General features: G+C 64.4%; 16 protein-coding genes. 12 read left to right on the plus strand and 4 right to left on the minus strand.

The window, feature by feature from the left end; translation table 11 throughout:
- The first annotated feature begins 8 nt into the window (after positions 1-8).
- Both AC1DSF_RS24970 and AC1DSF_RS24975 read left to right on the plus strand, forming a co-directional pair.
- Complete coding sequence (locus tag AC1DSF_RS24970; RefSeq protein ID WP_478128297.1) at positions 9-677, plus strand: amino acid ABC transporter permease; 669 nt, start codon at positions 9-11, stop codon at positions 675-677.
- The gene (locus tag AC1DSF_RS24975) at positions 674-1,465 is read left to right on the plus strand and encodes an amino acid ABC transporter ATP-binding protein (RefSeq protein WP_478128298.1); all 792 of its coding nucleotides are present in this window, start codon (positions 674-676) and stop codon (positions 1,463-1,465) included. Before AC1DSF_RS24970 ends, AC1DSF_RS24975 begins: the two co-directional genes overlap by 4 nt.
- Here AC1DSF_RS24975 and dusA read toward each other — a convergent pair.
- Positions 1,438-2,463 carry a tRNA dihydrouridine(20/20a) synthase DusA gene (dusA, locus tag AC1DSF_RS24980; protein WP_478128299.1) on the minus strand — a complete coding sequence of 342 codons (1,026 nt, stop codon included), beginning with the start codon at positions 2,461-2,463 and terminating at the stop codon, positions 1,438-1,440. The two genes, AC1DSF_RS24975 and dusA, sit on opposite strands and share 28 nt — an antisense overlap.
- Before the next feature lie 77 nt (positions 2,464-2,540).
- Positions 2,541-3,671: a DUF2235 domain-containing protein gene (locus AC1DSF_RS24985; RefSeq protein WP_478128300.1), complete on the minus strand. Its 1,131-nt coding sequence runs from the start codon at positions 3,669-3,671 to the stop codon at positions 2,541-2,543.
- A 222-nt stretch (positions 3,672-3,893) separates the two neighbouring features.
- Between AC1DSF_RS24985 and AC1DSF_RS24990 the strand changes: the two genes are divergently transcribed.
- The 10 genes from AC1DSF_RS24990 (at position 3,894) to xylB (ending at position 15,521) form a co-directional block, all read left to right on the plus strand.
- Entirely contained in the window at positions 3,894-5,099 is a 1,206-nt protein-coding gene (locus AC1DSF_RS24990; RefSeq protein WP_478128301.1) for an MFS transporter, read from the plus strand.
- Between the two features lie 68 nt (positions 5,100-5,167).
- Positions 5,168-6,373 carry an MFS transporter gene (locus AC1DSF_RS24995; protein ID WP_478128302.1) on the plus strand — a complete coding sequence of 402 codons (1,206 nt, stop codon included), beginning with the start codon at positions 5,168-5,170 and terminating at the stop codon, positions 6,371-6,373.
- A gap of 172 nt (positions 6,374-6,545) precedes the next feature.
- On the plus strand, positions 6,546-7,865 hold the full coding sequence (locus AC1DSF_RS25000) for an ABC transporter substrate-binding protein (RefSeq protein WP_478128303.1): 1,320 nt from the start codon (positions 6,546-6,548) through the stop codon (positions 7,863-7,865).
- Positions 7,866-7,987: 122 nt separating this feature from the next.
- Positions 7,988-8,845: a carbohydrate ABC transporter permease gene (locus AC1DSF_RS25005; RefSeq protein ID WP_478128304.1), complete on the plus strand. Its 858-nt coding sequence runs from the start codon at positions 7,988-7,990 to the stop codon at positions 8,843-8,845.
- Between the two features lie 10 nt (positions 8,846-8,855).
- Complete coding sequence (locus tag AC1DSF_RS25010; protein WP_478128305.1) at positions 8,856-9,680, plus strand: carbohydrate ABC transporter permease; 825 nt, start codon at positions 8,856-8,858, stop codon at positions 9,678-9,680.
- A 139-nt stretch (positions 9,681-9,819) separates the two neighbouring features.
- Positions 9,820-10,854 carry an ABC transporter ATP-binding protein gene (locus tag AC1DSF_RS25015; RefSeq protein WP_478128306.1) on the plus strand — a complete coding sequence of 345 codons (1,035 nt, stop codon included), beginning with the start codon at positions 9,820-9,822 and terminating at the stop codon, positions 10,852-10,854.
- A 9-nt stretch (positions 10,855-10,863) separates the two neighbouring features.
- Positions 10,864-12,282 carry a D-arabinitol 4-dehydrogenase gene (dalD, locus tag AC1DSF_RS25020; protein WP_478128307.1) on the plus strand — a complete coding sequence of 473 codons (1,419 nt, stop codon included), beginning with the start codon at positions 10,864-10,866 and terminating at the stop codon, positions 12,280-12,282.
- A complete protein-coding gene (locus AC1DSF_RS25025; RefSeq protein ID WP_478128308.1) occupies positions 12,279-13,094 on the plus strand; it encodes an L-iditol 2-dehydrogenase in 816 nt (271 codons plus the stop codon). The genes dalD and AC1DSF_RS25025 overlap by 4 nt, the downstream gene beginning before the upstream one ends.
- Before the next feature lie 22 nt (positions 13,095-13,116).
- Positions 13,117-14,055 (plus strand): AraC family transcriptional regulator, encoded by a 939-nt coding sequence (locus tag AC1DSF_RS25030; RefSeq protein ID WP_478128309.1) that lies wholly within the window; start codon positions 13,117-13,119, stop codon positions 14,053-14,055.
- Positions 14,056-14,066: 11 nt separating this feature from the next.
- Positions 14,067-15,521 carry a xylulokinase gene (gene xylB / locus AC1DSF_RS25035; protein WP_478128310.1) on the plus strand — a complete coding sequence of 485 codons (1,455 nt, stop codon included), beginning with the start codon at positions 14,067-14,069 and terminating at the stop codon, positions 15,519-15,521.
- Positions 15,522-15,557: 36 nt separating this feature from the next.
- On the opposite strand, the gene AC1DSF_RS25040 is transcribed toward xylB, so the two are convergent.
- Together AC1DSF_RS25040 and AC1DSF_RS25045 are read right to left on the minus strand one after the other, a co-directional pair.
- Positions 15,558-16,130, minus strand: a complete 573-nt coding sequence (locus tag AC1DSF_RS25040) for a hypothetical protein (protein WP_478128311.1) — start codon at positions 16,128-16,130, stop codon at positions 15,558-15,560.
- A 29-nt stretch (positions 16,131-16,159) separates the two neighbouring features.
- Positions 16,160-16,420 (minus strand): hypothetical protein, encoded by a 261-nt coding sequence (locus tag AC1DSF_RS25045; protein ID WP_478128312.1) that lies wholly within the window; start codon positions 16,418-16,420, stop codon positions 16,160-16,162.
- Positions 16,421-16,471: the final 51 nt, after the last annotated feature.

Genomic DNA, 16,471 nt, shown 5'->3' on the forward strand with positions numbered 1-16,471 from the left:
AGGCCGCCGTGTACCAGTGGGACTTTGAATTTCTCTGGGGCTTTCGCCGGCTCCTCCTCATCGGCCTGGGCTACACGGCCGCCTATACGGTGATCTGCACGCTGCTGGGGCTGTTGATCGGATTGGCAGTCGCCATGGGCCGGCTGTCGCGGCACGGTTGGCTCCGGGCGCCGCTGCGAGGCTATGTCGAAATCTTTCGCTGCACGCCGGTGCTGGTGCAACTGGTGTGGTTCTATTACGCGCTGCCGGTGCTGACGGGCATCCAGATTTCGGCGGCGCTCGCGGCCATCCTGGCGCTGTCACTCTACGGGAGCTCGTTCTTCTCGGAGATCATCCGCGGCGGCATCATCTCGATCGACCCCGAGCAAAGCGATGCCGCACGCGCATTGGGGATGCGCCGCTTTCAGGTGATGCGCCGGGTGGTGCTGCCCCAGGCCTTCAGGCGCATGGTGCCGCCGCTGCTCAACCAGTCGATCCTGCAGCTCAAGAACACTTCGCTGCTGTCGGTGCTTGCCTTGCCCGACCTGCTCTACCAGGGCCAGAGCATCGCGCACGAGACCTACCGTCCGCTGGAAACCTACACCGTCGTGGCGCTCGCCTATTTCATCGTGCTGCTGCCGGCGACGATTCTGGTTAAGCGTGCGGAAACCCGTCTTTCGAAGACCGCCCGCGCATGACTCCGACCGTGAACGCACCCATGATCGAGGTCAGCCACCTCGGCAAAAGCTTTGGCGACAACCGCGTCTTGCGCGACGTGTCCCTCTCCGTCGGCAAAGGCGAGGTCGTGGCACTCATCGGCCCGTCGGGCTCCGGCAAGTCGACGCTCCTGCGATGCCTGAACCTGCTGGCCGTGCCCGACGAAGGCACCGTACGCGTGGGCGACCAGACGATGGCCTTCAAGGGCGCTGCGACGCGGCTGCCCAGGGACGCGCTGCTCTCCGCATTCCGCGCCCGCACCGGCATGGTCTTCCAGCACTTCAACCTGTTTCCGCACATGACTGTGCTGGGCAATGTCATGGAAGGACCTGTCACCGTGCTGCGACAAGCCAAGGCGCAGGCGGAAGCCAAGGCAAGATTGCTGCTCGGCAAGGTCGGCTTGCAGGACAAGGCCGACGCCTGGCCGGATCAACTGTCAGGCGGGCAGAAGCAACGCGTCGCCATTGCCCGCGCGATGGCCATGGAGCCGCAGGTGATGCTGTTCGACGAGGTGACGTCGGCGCTCGACCCAGAGCTGGTTGGCGAAGTGCTGCGCGTCATCAGAGTGCTGGCCGACGAAGGCATGACCATGGTGCTCGTCACGCATGAGATGGCCTTCGCGCGCGAGGTGGCCGATCAGGTGGCGTTCATGCGCGACGGCGTCATCGTCGAATGCGGTCCAGCGCGCCAGGTGATCGATGAGCCCAACGAGCCGGCGACACGCGCCTTCCTCGCCCGCTTTCACGAAGGCAGGCCGGCCAGCGCCTGAGCCGGCTCCTCGGCGTCAGGGCGAATCGCGTGCGAGTGCGCCCGCGTCATCACTTCATGCGGCGACAGCGCCTTGAGCCGATGGTCGCTCCAGACTTGCCGCCAATGGCGCGCGCCGGCGAGCCCATTGCGCAGGCCGAGCATGTGACGCGCGATGTTCGACCATGGCGTGCCGTGGGCTTCGGCCTCGCGCACCATGTAGTCGCACATCTGGCGCTCGACGTCTTCGCGCGTGGCCGTCGAAGGCGCCTCACCGTAGAAGGCTTGGTCCCACTCAGTCAGCCACCACGGGTTGTGATAAGCCTCGCGCCCGATCATCACGCCGTCCAACAGCCGCAAATGCGCCTGCATTTGCGCGATCTCATTGAAGCCGCCATTGATTGAAAAACGCAGCGCCGGGAAGTCGTGCTTCAGCCGATGCACCAACTCATAGCGCAGCGGCGGCACTTCCCGGTTCTGCTTGGGCGAAAGCCCCTTGAGCCAGGCATTGCGCGCATGCACGATGAAAGCTTCGCAGCCCGCCTCGCTCACCTTGCCGACGAAGTCGCGCACAAAGTCGTAGCTTTCGACCTTGTCGATGCCGATGCGGTGCTTGACGGTGACCGGCACCTCGACCACATCGACCATCGCCTTCACGCAATCCGCCACGAGCTCGGGTTCGTTCATCAGGCAGGCACCGAATGCGCCGCGCTGCACTCGCTCGCTCGGGCAGCCGCAGTTGATGTTGATCTCGTCGTAGCCCCATTCCTCGCCGAGCTTGGCGCAGTGCGCAAGGTCGGCCGGCTCGCTGCCGCCGAGTTGCAGCGCGACAGGGTGCTCTTCGGTGTTGAAGCGCAGGTGTCGCGGCACGTCGCCGTGGATGAGCGCGCCGGTGGTCACCATTTCGGTGTAGAGCAACGCGCGGCGCGTGAGCAGGCGGTGGAAGAAGCGACAGTGGCGGTCCGTCCAGTCCATCATGGGGGCGACAGATATCTCGGGCGGCTTGACTCTTTGATTCATAACGGTTCTTGCTGCGGCACCGCCTGAAGAGGGCGGCCCGGGAATGCGGGAATGCGCACAAGGCGCCATTTTCCCCGTTATGCCGCCAACACCGCCGCAGCCAGTTGCCTGCCCCTGAGCCAGGGCGCGAGATTGGAAGACGGCTCATAAGCCGCAAACTGCGTGAGGTACAGCTGTACGCTTGGATGAAACCGCGCGTCCCCCGGGATCTGCCTCGGCGAATGTGGCCGCACGTCGAAGGGTGGCTCCCTGTACGGCGTGTGAATCGGGCCAAATTCGAACGCATCGGTCGCCCGGTACTGCGCAGAGATCGCAACGCCGGCGCCGCGCAGGCGCCCGATCATCCAATCGAGCGAGCAGGTGGCCAGATCCCGCTTTGCATAGCCGCCGCCGACGTCGGCATGCGCACCGCAGAACCAACGCTGTTCGATGCCTTGCCTGTCTTCCCAGAGGGTCGGCTCGAAGTCCACGCGCTGCTCGTCGATCGCGAGCGCGTGGAATCCGGCCTTCACCTTGTCCGACAGAACCCGGTCCGCGAATTCGAAGATGTCGACTTTCGACGCATCGTCCAGGCCATAGGTCGGCACCCCGAGCGCGCCCACGGTGTCCCAGACGCCGACGGCTTCGATGCCGGCGCCCTGCACCAGGCGATTCAGGTCGATGGGCTGAGCCTTGAACTCTTCAAGATACCCGAGCAGGGTGCTCTGCTTGCCCATTGCCTTGCGGTGTTGGCTCCAGACGAAGATGCCGAGCTTGTAGGCGGTTTCGGCATCGTGCATGGCGTCTTGCGGCAGCAGGCCCATCTTCGCGATCATTCCGGCGAGCGCCCTGGCGGTGTAGGCGCCGCGGCTGAAGCCGACCAGATAGATGCGGTCGGCTGGCGCGTAATTGCGCGAGATAAAGGTGTAGCCGCGAACGATGCGCTCGATAAAGCCCTCGCCGAACACGCCGCCGAGGATCTTCAGGACGGCATTCTGCGAATCGCCGACGCCGTGCAGGTATTTCGCGACCTGCGTGATTCGGGCGTCCGGTCCGGCGGCGACCTTTTCCTGCTCGTCCTGCTTTCGAAGCGAATCCGCGGTGACGTCACCCTGCAGTGCCGCGAACAGACGCAGCACGTTGGTGGCCTTGGCCTGGAGATCCTGCGTATCGCCTTGGCCGAGCCCATTCCACGTGCCGTCGGCACAAAAGACGATGTTCTTTGCCACGGCGAATTCCTTTCGCAAATACACAAGGCACACAAGGCACACAAGGCACACAAGGCATCCTGATCTTGCAGCGGCAGTTTGGCCCCTTCCCAAATGCCCGGCCATGCGCCATTCGCGATATGCCGCGCGGCAACCCCGCACCGGGCGGCCTGCACGGCGGCGTGAGAAATGCTAAGGTGCCAACCCTTTCGGGTTAACCCCTAAATCCGTCGAAGGTCTCTTTTGCCTCACATCAAAGCGCCCGCACCCGGCGGGCTTTCCACCGGCTTGACCGTTCTGTTCGCCATCGCTTGCGGACTCTGCGTCGCCAACATCTACTTCGCGCAGCCGCTCATCGGGCCGATCGCCGTCACGTTGCAACTGCAGCCGGGTCTGGCCGGGCTGATCATGACGCTGACCCAACTCGGCTACGGCGCCGGATTGCTCCTGCTGGTACCTCTGGCCGACGTGGTCGAAAACCGTCGACTGATCACGTTCGCGATGGCCGGCGCAGTGATCGGGTTGATCGGCATCACACTGTCCGACTCGGCAGCGAGTTTTCTCGCGGCTTCGTTCCTGGTTGGCGCTTGCGCGGTCGCCGCGCAGGTGCTGGTTCCGTTGGCCTCTCACCTCGTACCGGAGGCAACGCGCGGCAAGGTCGTCGGCAACATCATGGCCGGACTGCTGGCCGGCATCATGCTGGCGCGGCCGTTCTCCAGTGTGGTCGCCGCAGCTTTCGGCTGGCGCGCGGTGTTCGGGATTTCCGCCGTACTGATGGCAACCCTCGCGGTCGTGATATGGCGTGTCCTGCCCGATCGGCACCCGCACGCATCGCTCGGCTACGCGCGCACGATGGCCTCTCTGCCCGGCATCGTCTGGCGAACGCCGCTTCTGCGGCGCAGGGCGTTCTACCAGGGAATGATGTTCGCCGGCTTCCAAGCGTTCTGGACCGCGGTGCCGCTCGCGCTTGCAAGCGAGTTCAACATGGGCCAGGGCGGCATCGCGCTGTTCGCGCTGGCGGGGGCGGCGGGTGCACTCGCCGCACCCTGGGCCGGGCGGCTGGCGGATCGCGGCCTCTCGCGGCCCGCGACGGGCGCGGCGATCGCGGTGGCGCTCCTGTCGTTCGGCCTTGGGGCTGTCTCGGTGCACTTCCATTCGCTGCTGGGGCTGGTCGCCGCGGGTGTGCTGCTCGATGCGGCCGTACAGCTGTGCAACGTGCTCAGTCTGCGCAGCTTGTATGTGCTGGCGCCGGAACTCCGCGGACGGCTGAACGGCCTCTTCCTGACTTTCATCTTCATGTGCGCCGCAATCGCTTCCGGACTGGCTGCGGCCATCTACACCTTCCACGGGTGGAACGGCCTCAGCCTGCTGGGGGGCGTGTTCGCCGTGGTGGCACTGTTGTTTTACGCCACGGAGTTCCGTCGGAATTCCCTTTCGCCTGCGACCTGACGAAGTGCTTCGGGATAATCAGGGTTAACCCTATATCCTCCTCCGATAGCACCTTTCAGCACCTTCGCATGACCCAGCACACCGAAGCGACTTCCGCCATTTCGTCTCGCATGCCCATTGCCCTGCTGGCGCTCGCCGCCGCGGCCTTCGCGATCGGCACCAGTGAATTCGTGGTCATGGGCTTGTTGCCGCAAATGGCGCTCGATCTGGGCGTCACGCTTTCGCAGGCGGGGCTTCTCGTCACAGCCTATGCCATGGGCGTGGTCATCGGTGCGCCCGTCTTTGCAGTCGCCACGGCACGCCTGCCGCGCAAGGCGACGCTGATCGCGCTGGCTTCGCTCTTCGTGGTGGGCAATCTCCTTTGCGCGCTCGCGCCCAATTACGCGATGCTGATGGTCGCCCGCGTGATTACCGCGCTCGCGCACGGCACCTTCTTTGGCATCGGCTCGGTCGTCGCTGCGGGGCTGGTTGCGCCGAACAAGCGCTCGCAAGCCATCGCCCTGATGTTCACCGGCCTCACGCTGGCGAACGTGCTGGGCGTGCCGCTTGGCCGCATCATCGGCGAGCACTACGGCTGGCGCATGACCTTCGCAGCCATCGTCGTGATCGCACTGGGCGCAGTGGCTTCGCTGATCGTGCTGCTGCCCCGCCACATCGAAATGCAGAAGAGCAACATCCTGCGCGAATTCACCGTGCTCGCGGACGCCCGCGTCCTCCTGGCACTCGCGACGAGCGCATTGGCATCCGCGAGCCTGTTCTGTGTTTTCACCTACATAGCCCCCCTGCTGACTCAGGTGAGCGGTTTCTCAGAGGCTGCGGTGGCGCCCATCCTGCTCCTGCTGGGCGTCGGGCTCACGATCGGCAGCACGGTGGGCGGGCGGCTGGGCGACCGGCGGCTCGTGCCTTCACTGCTGCTGGTGCTGGGCCTCAACGCACTCGTGCTGGCACTCCTGCATTTCGCTTTGCCGGTGCGCTCGCCGACCGTCGTGCTGATGCTGGTCTGGACCACGCTGTCGTTTGCGCTCGTGCCGCTCCTGCAGACGCTGATCGTGCAGCACGCGAGCGCCGCCCCCAACCTGGCCTCGACGCTGAACCAGGGCGCTTTCAACCTCGGCAACGCAACGGGCGCGTGGATCGGTAGTGGCATGCTCGCCGCCGGCGCTCCCCTGGCTGATCTTCCGTGGGCCGGTGCCGCCATCACGCTGGTGGCTTTGGCAATCGCTGCATGGGGCAGCCGCTTTGGCGATCGCGCACCCGCGTTGCAAGCCGCCTGAACGCACTGCCCAAGCCCATCGAGCGGCACATCACTTCTTGCTCGAATTAGGGAAGTCACCAATCAACTGGTGCAATTAAGTATCGGCACTGGCCGAAGAAGTACCAAACCCGCAATTCAGAGTCTCCAGAATCTGGGCGCGGCGACGCCTGTCGTCGAACCAAGGAGACAACATGAAGCGTTTTCTGAAGGCGGGCCTGGTGCTCGCAGTCGCAGCGGCAGCCGCAACCGCCGGCCTGGCGCACGCCGACACCGAGCTTGTCGTCGCGACCGTCAACAACGGCCACATGATCGAGATGCAGAAGCTCACCAAATTCTTTGAGCAAGCGCATCCGGACATCAAGGTGAAGTGGGTCACGTTGGAAGAAGGCACGCTGCGCCAGCGCGTGACCACGGACATCGCCACCAAGGGCGGCCAGTTCGACGTGATGACCATCGGCATGTACGAGACGCCGATCTGGGCCAAGAAAGGCTGGCTGCTGCCCATTGCGACGGATGCCGCCTATGACGTCGACGACCTGCTGCCCGCGATCCGAAGCGGCCTCTCAGTGGACGGCAAGCTCTACGCTTCGCCGTTCTACGGCGAAAGCTCGATGCTCATGTACCGCAAGGACCTCGCGGACAAGGTCGGCTTCAAGATGCCCGAGCAACCGACCTGGACGCAGGTCAAGGAATTGGCCGGCAAGATCCACGACCCGAAGGGCGGCGTCTACGGCATCTGCCTGCGCGGCAAGCCGGGCTGGGGCGACAACATGGCGCTCCTCACGACGATGGTCAACACCAATGGCGGGCAATGGTTCGACACCACCTGGAAGCCGCAGATCGACTCCAAGCCTTGGCATGACGCAGTCAGCTTCTACGTCGACCTCATGAAGGCCTACGGCCCGCCCGGTGCCTCGGCCAACAGCTTCAACGAGAACCTTGCGCTCTTCAACGAAGGCAAGTGCGGGATGTGGGTCGATGCGACCATTGCGGCTTCCTTCGTGAGCGATCCGAAGCAATCGAAGGTGGCGGACAAGGTCGCCTTCGCTCAGGCTCCCGTGGCGGTCACGCCGAAGGGCGCGAACTGGCTCTGGGCTTGGGCGCTGGCGATTCCCGCCAGTTCGCAGAAGGCCGATGCGGCGCAGACTTTTGTGAAGTGGGCCACGTCGAAGGACTACGTCAAGCTCGTCGCCAAGGAAGAGGGCTGGGGCTCGGTGCCGACCGGCACGCGCAAGACGACCTACGCATCACCCGAGTTCGTGAAGGCGGCGCGCTTTGCCGATGCCGAAAAGAAGGCGATCGATACCGCCAACCCCAATGACAGCACATTGCCCAAGTCGCCTTACGTCGGCGTGCAATACGCGGCCATTCCGGAGTTCCAGGCCATCGGCGTCGCTGTCGGCCAGCAGATGAGCGCCGCGCTTTCAGGCAAGGTCACGGTCGACCAGGCATTGAAGACCTCACAGACGGCCGCCGAACGCGAGATGAAGAAGGGCGGCTATTACAAGTAGCCCCCTAGGCTGCGCGCACTTCGTGTCGCTTCGCCCACCCCCCACGGGTGGCGCTGCCAGCGGCCCGGCGAAGCCGGGTCCGCGGCAACTCACGACAAAAGCCATGCCATGGGGGTCTTCTTATGAACCGCTTGCTGCCTCGAACGCTGATGGCGCCGGCCGTGATCACGCTCGTCCTCTGGATGCTCGTGCCGCTGCTGATGTCCATCTACTTTTCGTTCGTCAACTACAACCTGATGCAGCCCGGCGAGCGCACGTTCAACGGGATCGAGAACTTCAGCTACTTCGTCACCGACCCCGACTTCTGGCCGGCAGTGTGGAACACGCTGGTGCTGATCGGCAGCGTGATCATCATCACGGTCGGCTTGGGGGTCGGGCTTGCGCTGCTGGTGAACGAGCCCTTTCCCGGGCGCGGCATCGTGCGCGTGCTGCTCATCTCGCCCTTCTTCGTGATGCCCACGGTGAACGCGCTGCTGTGGAAGCACATGATGATGAACCCGATCTACGGCGTCCTCGCGGACCTGTGGCGCAGCTTCGGCGCCGAGCCCGTCGACTGGCTCACGGATGTGCCGCTGTTCTCGGTCATCATCATGGTCGCCTGGCAGTGGCTGCCGTTCGCCTGCCTGATCTTCATTACCTCGCTGCAGTCGCTCGACCGTGAGCAGATGGAAGCCGCGCGCATGGACGGCGCCACGGCCGTCCAGCGCTTCGGCTATCTCACCCTGCCCCACCTCGGGCGGCCGATGGCGGTGGTGATCATGATCGAGATGATTTTTCTGCTTTCAGTCTTTGCCGAAATTGCGGTCACGACCAATGGCGGGCCGGGCAACGAGAGTACCAACCTCACCTACCTCATCTTCAAGCAGTCGCTGATGAACTTCGACGTGGGGGTGGCTTCCGCAGGCGCGCTCTTCGCTGTGGTGCTGGCCAACATCGTTGCGGCCTTCCTGATCCGCATCATCGGAAAGAACCTCGACTGAGGGCCGCAGCATGCAAACCACCAACATCTTTCCCCTCGCACTGCGCACGGTCGTCGCTTGGGCCGTCACGCTGCTGCTCTTCTTTCCGCTGGGCTGGCTGCTGCTGACTTCGTTCAAGACGGAGTTGCAGGCCATCCACGTTCCGCCGCTTTTCATCTTCGAGCCGACGCTGGAGAACTTCACCGAAGTGCAGCGCCGAAGCGACTACCTGCTCTATGCAAAGAACTCGCTCATCACGAGCGTTGGCTCAACGATCATAGGGTTGCTGATCGCCGCGCCCGCCGCGTATTCGATGGCCTTCTTTCGCACGAAGCGCACGCGTGACATCCTCATGTGGATGCTCTCCACCAAGATGATGCCGGCCGTGGGCGCATTGGTGCCGATCTATGTGCTCGCGCAGACCGCCGGGATGCTCGATACGCGCACGGCACTCACCGTGGTCTTCACGCTGTCGAACCTGCCGATCATGGTCTGGATGCTCTACACGAGCTACAAGGACATCCCGCCGGAGATCCTCGAAGCCGCGCGCATGGATGGCGCCAGCCTGTGGACGGAGTTCCGGCACGTGGTGCTGCCACTCTCGATTGGCGGGCTGGCTTCCACCGGGCTGCTCTGCCTGGTGCTGAGTTGGAACGAAGCGTTCTGGGCGCTCAATCTCAGCTCCGCAAAAGCCGGCACCCTCGCGACGCTCATCGCGTCCTACTCCAGTCCCGAGGGCCTCTTCTGGGCCAAGCTCTCTGCAGCGTCGGTGATGGCCATCGCGCCCATCGTGGTGTTCGGCTGGTTCAGCCAGAAGCAACTCGTCCAGGGTCTGACCTTCGGGGCGGTGAAATGAGCTCGCCCCCAGGCTGCGCGCACTGCGTGTCGCTTCGCCTACCCCCTGCCGGGGGCGCCGCCGACGGCCCGGCGGAGCCGGTTCCGTGGCGGCCTCACTGTTCGCGGCGTTCCCCGACAAATATTCAAGGAGACATTTGATGGCCTACCTGCAACTCGACAATATCCAGAAGAGCTTCGGGGAAACGCACGTCATCAAGGGCGTGAATCTCGAGATCGACAAGGGCGAGTTCATCGTGTTCGTCGGTCCCTCGGGTTGCGGCAAGTCGACGCTGCTGCGGCTGATTGCGGGGCTCGAAGCGATCACGAGCGGCAAGCTGTTGCTCGATGGCAAGGACATCACGCACACGCCGTCCGGCAAGCGCGATCTCGCGATGGTGTTCCAGAGCTACGCGCTCTATCCGCACATGAGCGTGTACGACAACATGTCTTTCGCACTCAAGCTCGCGAAGGTGTCGAAGGACGTCATCAAGACCAAGGTCGAATACGCCGCGAAGACGCTGAACCTCACGCAATACCTCAATCGCACGCCGAAGGAGCTCTCGGGCGGTCAGCGCCAGCGGGTCGCCATCGGTCGTGCAATCGTGCGCGCGCCCAAGGTGTTTCTTTTCGACGAGCCACTTTCGAATCTCGATGCGGCCCTGCGTGGCAACACGCGGGTGGAAATCCACAAGCTGCATCGTGCGCTGGGTGCAACCAGCATCTACGTCACGCACGATCAGGTCGAAGCCATGACATTGGCCGACCGCGTGGTCGTGCTGCGCGATGGATTGATCGAGCAGGTCGGCACGCCGATGGACCTGTACGACCGGCCTGCCAATCAGTTCGTCGCGCAGTTCATCGGCATGCCGTCGATGAACATGGTGGAGGCCAAGGCGATACCGAGCTTCTCTGCGCTGACAGGCGGCAGGCTGCCGCAGGATGGATTCCTTGGTGTGCGGCCCGAGGGCTTGCGCGTGCATCACGACGGGCACGGCGTCGGCGCGCAAGCTCGCGTGGAACTGGTCGAATCGCTCGGCGCCGACACGCTGATCCACATCGACGTCGGCGGCGTGCCTTTGGTGGCGCGCCAGAACGAGCGCACCGACCTGCAGGCGGGCGATCCGGTCAGCGTCGAACTCGATCCTTCCGTACTTCATTTCTTCAATCGCGAAGGCCGAACGGTCGCCGCCTGAGTTGCTTCCATGGCCCATCCCTCCCCTTCCGAATTCGCGGTGCTCCACCTCGGGCTCGGCTCCTTCCATCGCGCGCACCAGGCGGTGTACCTGCAGGCGCTGATCGATGCTGGCGACACGCGCTGGTCGCTCATTGGCGCGAATCTGCGGCCCGACATGGCCGACGTGGAAAACGCGCTGCGCGCCCAGGGCGGCCAGTACACGCTGGAAACCGTGTCGCCCGCCGGCGAATATCGCTACCAGCGCATCACGTCGATCCAGGAAGTGCTGGCCTATGACCCAGAGCTGCGCGAAGTCATCGCGCGTGGCGCTGAATCACGCACGCGGGTGATCTCGTTCACCGTGACCGAGGCCGGTTACTACCTCGATCCGATGGACAAGCTGGACTTCACTGCGCCGGATCTGGCGGCGGATCTCGATCGGGCTCGCAAGGGACATCCGGGCGCGACGATCTACGGCGCCATCTGCGCGATCCTGCGTGCGCGACGCGGCGCCAATTCGAGCGCGGTGACGCTGCTCAATTGCGACAACCTGCGCCACAACGGCGACCGCTTCCGCAAGGGACTGCTGGAATTCATCGAACAGGCGGGCCAGACCGATCTGGCCGATTGGGTCCGCACGCAAACGCGTTGCCCGAATGCGATGGTCGATCGCATCACGCCCCGACCCCCTCCAGAGCTGCGTCAGCGCGTGCTGCAAGCCAGCGGCTGGGACGACGCCGCGCCGGTCACCGGCGAGAGTTTCATCCAATGGGTGATCGAGGACGACTTCGTGAATGGCCGACCCGACTGGGGCCGCGTCGGCGTGCAGTTGGTCGATTCGGTCTCGCCTTATGAAGAAGCGAAGATCCGCATCCTCAACGCAAGCCATAGCTGCATCGCCTGGGCCGGAACGCTGCTGGGTCTGCAGTACATCCACGAAGGCACCCGCAACGCCGCGATACGGCGCATGGCTTTCGACTACGTAACGGACGACGTCATCCCCTGCCTGAACACGTCCGCGAATCCCAGTCCCGTCGACCTTCCGGCGTACCGCGACGTGGTGCTCGACCGCTTCGGTAATCCTGCAATACGAGACACCAACCAGCGCGTGGCGATGGACGGCTTCTCGAAGATCCCCGGCTTCATCGCACCGACGGTGCGCGAGCGCCTGGGGCGCGGCGAATCCATCGACAGCGTCGCCATGCTCCCTGCCCTTTTCCTCGCCTTCCTGCAACGCTGGCATGAAAAGACGCTGCCCTACGTCTACCAGGATCAGGGAATGGACGAAGCCGTAGCGCACGCCATCTGCGAAGCAGCCGATCCGGTCGCCGCGCTGAGCGCAGACCCCGCCTTGTGGGGCGATGCTGCCGGCGATGCCCGGCTGGTCGATGCCTTGCGCAAGGCTGCGATGCGTGTCGAGGCATTCATCAAGGGAGCCGGAAAATGACGGAGGCAACTGTGAGGACAGGAACCACAGGTCGACTCGCACAACGGCATGTGCTGATCACGGGTGCCGGCGGCGGCATCGGTCTGGCCATCGCCGAAGCCTGCCTTGCCCAGGGCGCCAAATGCACCTTGGCCGACAGGACGGCGCAGCCATCCGATGGTGTCCAGTCGCTTCGGCGGCGGCACCCGAATGCGCTCGCCTATGTCGAAGCCGATGTGACGGACATGCCTTCCGTTGGCGGCATGCTGTATGCGGCGCAGGCGGCGCACGGGCCGATCCATACGCTCGTCAACAACGCCGCACTGTTCGACATGGCACCGCTGTTGCAGAGCGACGAAGCCTCGTTCGACCGCCTCTTTGCGGTCAACGTCAAGGGCATGTTCTTCGTCATGCAGCGTGTTCTTCAGCACATGGTGGACGCGCAGACGCAAGGCGCGTCCGTGATCAACATGGCTTCGCAGGCAGGTCGTCGCGGCGAAGCGCTCGTCTCCCACTATTGCGCGACGAAGGCGGCGGTCATCAGCTACACGCAAAGCGCCGCGCTTGCGATGGCGCCACATGGCATCCGCGTCAATGCGATTTCGCCGGGCGTCGTCGACACGCCCATGTGGGCCCATGTCGATTCCCTCTTCGCCAAATACCAGAACCTCCAGCCCGGCGAGAAGAAGCGCCAGGTCGGGCTCGAAGTTCCCCTCGGGCGGATGGGGCGTCCGGACGATATCGCCGACGCCGCGGTATTTCTCGCGAGCGACGAGGCTCGCTACATCACGGCGCAAACGCTCAACGTCGACGGTGGTAATGTGATGAGCTGAGGCAAAGAGAAGGTCCGTTTCCATGACATCGGCGCGCCAAAGGCATCTGCCCCGCCATCGAGAGCCCGAACTCGAGCGCGACATCACGCGCTCGCCATCGCTGGGCTACGAGGCGCCGGAAGAAAGCGGCCTCGTGCGCTGCCTCGCGCACGGCTTTCCGAGCCCGCTGGTGCGCTGGCACTTTCATGAAGAGTACGAGCTTCATCTCATCACGGAGACTTCGGGCCGGGCCTTCGTCGGCGACTGGATCGGCCCTTTCCAGCCCGGTCATCTCGTGCTGTGCGGACCGCGGCTTCCTCACAACTGGATCTCGCTCGATGCGCCGGAAGGCGGCGCCATCGGACGCGACCGCGTCATCCAGTTTCGCCATGAGCCGATCGAACGCGCGGCAGCGGAGATTCCGGAGCTGCGCGAGACGCTGCAGTTGCTCGAACGCGCGCGCCACGGCGTCGAGTTCTTCGGCCTCGCGGACCGTGCGCTCGCGCACTGGAATGCAGTCAAGGCGGCACATGGCCTGCAGCGTCTGTCGCGCTTTCTCGAATACCTGGACGAACTCGTCCACTGCACGGATTACCGGCTGCTTTCGAACGTGCAGATGCAGGGTGTCGAGGGCGACGTGGAGGTCGACCAGATCAACATCATCGTCAACCGGATCACGTCCAACCTGGCCGATCCGATCGTCATGGCCGACATCGCCAGCGAACTCGGCATGAGCGAAAGCCGCTTCAGCCGCTTCTTCAAGCGCTCGACTGGCAACAGCTTCACGGACTTCGTGAACCGGGTCCGCATCAACAGCGCCTGCCACCTGCTGATGCAGACGGACCACTACGTGACCGACATCTGCTATCAGGTCGGCTTCAACAATGTCGCGAACTTCAACAGGCGCTTTCTCGAGATCAAGGGCATGACGCCGACCGAGTTCCGGCGCCAGAGCGACAGCCGTTTCGGCAGCATCGCTTGAAGGAAACGGCCGTGTACCTCGGGCTCGATCTCGGCACGTCGGAGCTGAAGGCGCTGCTGCTCGGCGCGGACCACCGCATCATTGCGCTCGCCCGCGCGCCGCTCACCGTGAGCCGGCCCTCACCGCTGTGGTCGGAGCAGTCGCCCGAGCAATGGTGGGAAGCCCTGGAGACGGTCATGGCGGCGCTGCGCCGGAGCAATGCAGAGTCGCTTGCTGCCGTTCGTGCCATGGGTCTTTCGGGCCAGATGCACGGCGCCGTCGCATTGGACGCGGCCGGCGAGGTTCTGCGGCCCGCCATTCTCTGGAACGACGGTCGCAGCGCAAAGCAGTGCGAAGCCCTCATGGCGCACGTGCCGCGCCTCACAAACATCGCCGGCAATCTTGCGATGCCCGGCTTCACCGCGCCCAAGCTGTTGTGGATGCGCGAGCACGAGCCGGAACTTTTCAAGCGCACCGCCTGCGTGCTGCTGCCCAAGGACTGGCTGCGCTTCAAGCTGAGCGGCACGCGCGCGAGCGATATGTCCGACGCGTCGGGCACGCTGTGGCTCGATATCGCCGCTCGCGACTGGTCGGACGAACTGCTCGCCGCCTGCGGACTCGGTCGACAGCACATGCCGGACCTGGTCGAAGGCAGCGAGATCGCCGGCAGGCTCAAGCCCGAGCTGGCTCGGCGATGGGGGCTCCCCGAAAACATTCCGCTCGCGGGCGGTGGCGGCGACAACGCAGCGAGTGCCGTGGGCATGGGGCTGGTGGAAGCGGGCCAAGGCTTCGTGTCGCTGGGCACATCCGGTGTCATCTTCGTGTGCGGAGACCACTTCGAGCCGAATCCGTCACAGGCCGTACACGCCTTCTGCCATGCCCTTCCGGGACGCTGGCACCAGATGTCCGTGATGCTGTCGGCGTCCAGCGCAGTGACTTGGGCTGCGCGCACATTCGGCCTGGGCAACGAGGCCGCGCTGCTGGCTGCCGCCGCAACGCTGAACGCCGCCGGCCGCGAGCACTCGCCTTTTTTTCTCCCCTATCTTTCCGGCGAGCGCTCGCCCCACAACGACACCCGCGCGCAAGGTGTGCTCTTCGGGCTGACGCACGCGCACGGACCGGCGGAGATTGCCTATGCAGTGGCGGAAGGCGTGAGCTTCGGGCTGCGGGACGGGCTGGACACCCTCGCGCGACCGGCCGGCGATCTGGTGCTGGTCGGCGGCGGTGCTCGCAGCGCGTGGTGGTCGCAGCTGCTGGCGGACATCCTCGAAGTGCCCCTTGCGGTCTGCGAAGGGGGCGAAGCCGGCGGAGCGATGGGCGCGGCACGACTGGCTTGGCTGGCGGATGGCGGGTCGGAAGCGGAAGTCTGCCGCCGTCCGCCGGTGCGGCAGAGATTCGAGCCAGATCCATCGAACGCAAGTGTCCTGACGACCCGCCATGCGCGCTTCAAGGCGCTGTACGCGGCCATGCGGCCGGCTTTTGGCTAGAGACTGCTGGAGACTGCTGGAGACTGCTGGAGACTGCTAGAGATTGCCGAGTTGTCCGAAGGACGTTCGCAGACCGGCATAGTCGGTCGGGCCATTGCTTTCGGGCGGATTGCCCGTGGCCGACAACCATGCGGCGATGCTCGGGAGGCGCCGCTCGAAGTAGAGATGCAGATGCGGCCAATTGCCGGCGTCGCTGTGGCCCTCGGTCATCTCCAATGCTTCCACAGCGATGGTGCGCAGGCTGCTCACCATGGCGAGCGAGCGGCCGTCCAGCATTTGCAGCGTCACTTCGCGGCCTTGCGAAAGCACCTCCTGGAGGATGCGGCGGTGCACTGTGTAGTCGGCCCAGCTGCGCTTGCCGCAGGCATCGCTCAGCTCACGAAAGACCCAGTGCATGTGGCTTGCAAAGATGGAAGCGACCTGGCCCGCCTGTCGCAGGTTCTGCCTGGATGCCGCCAATTGCAGCCGCACGGCCCAGAGAATGGCTGCGAGCACACCGAGCGTCTGCACCCAGGCGGCGATCTCGGCCGACGTGGAGGGCCGGTAGAACCAGCCCGCGGCCACCAACACAGCAATGCCGGCCGCGATGGCCGCTCCAAGTTTCCGCATGGTTTCCCCCTGATTCCAAGGCAGCCCGCTCAACTCCGCGGGCCGTCCTTGCCAAACATTTTTCGGATTGCTGCCACACCCGCGACCAAAGCATTGGAGTACGTGACCTGCGGCTCGCTTGCCGCCTCTATCGGCAGGTAAGAGAGCGTATCTTCGACGACACAGTCGGTCGCCTCCATCAACACCCAGTAGAACTCGCCTTCTTCGAGTTCCTGGACGGTAAGGGCGATATTTCGCAGTTGCGACATAGAGTTAGCGGCGACATCAAGTAAGCGGTTGATCCTATGCAACCGCCGCTGCAACGGCTAGTCACAATATCACGAATCGTCACAAATGTGACC

The sequence above is a fragment of the Variovorax sp. 01N429 genome (assembly GCF_056399425.1).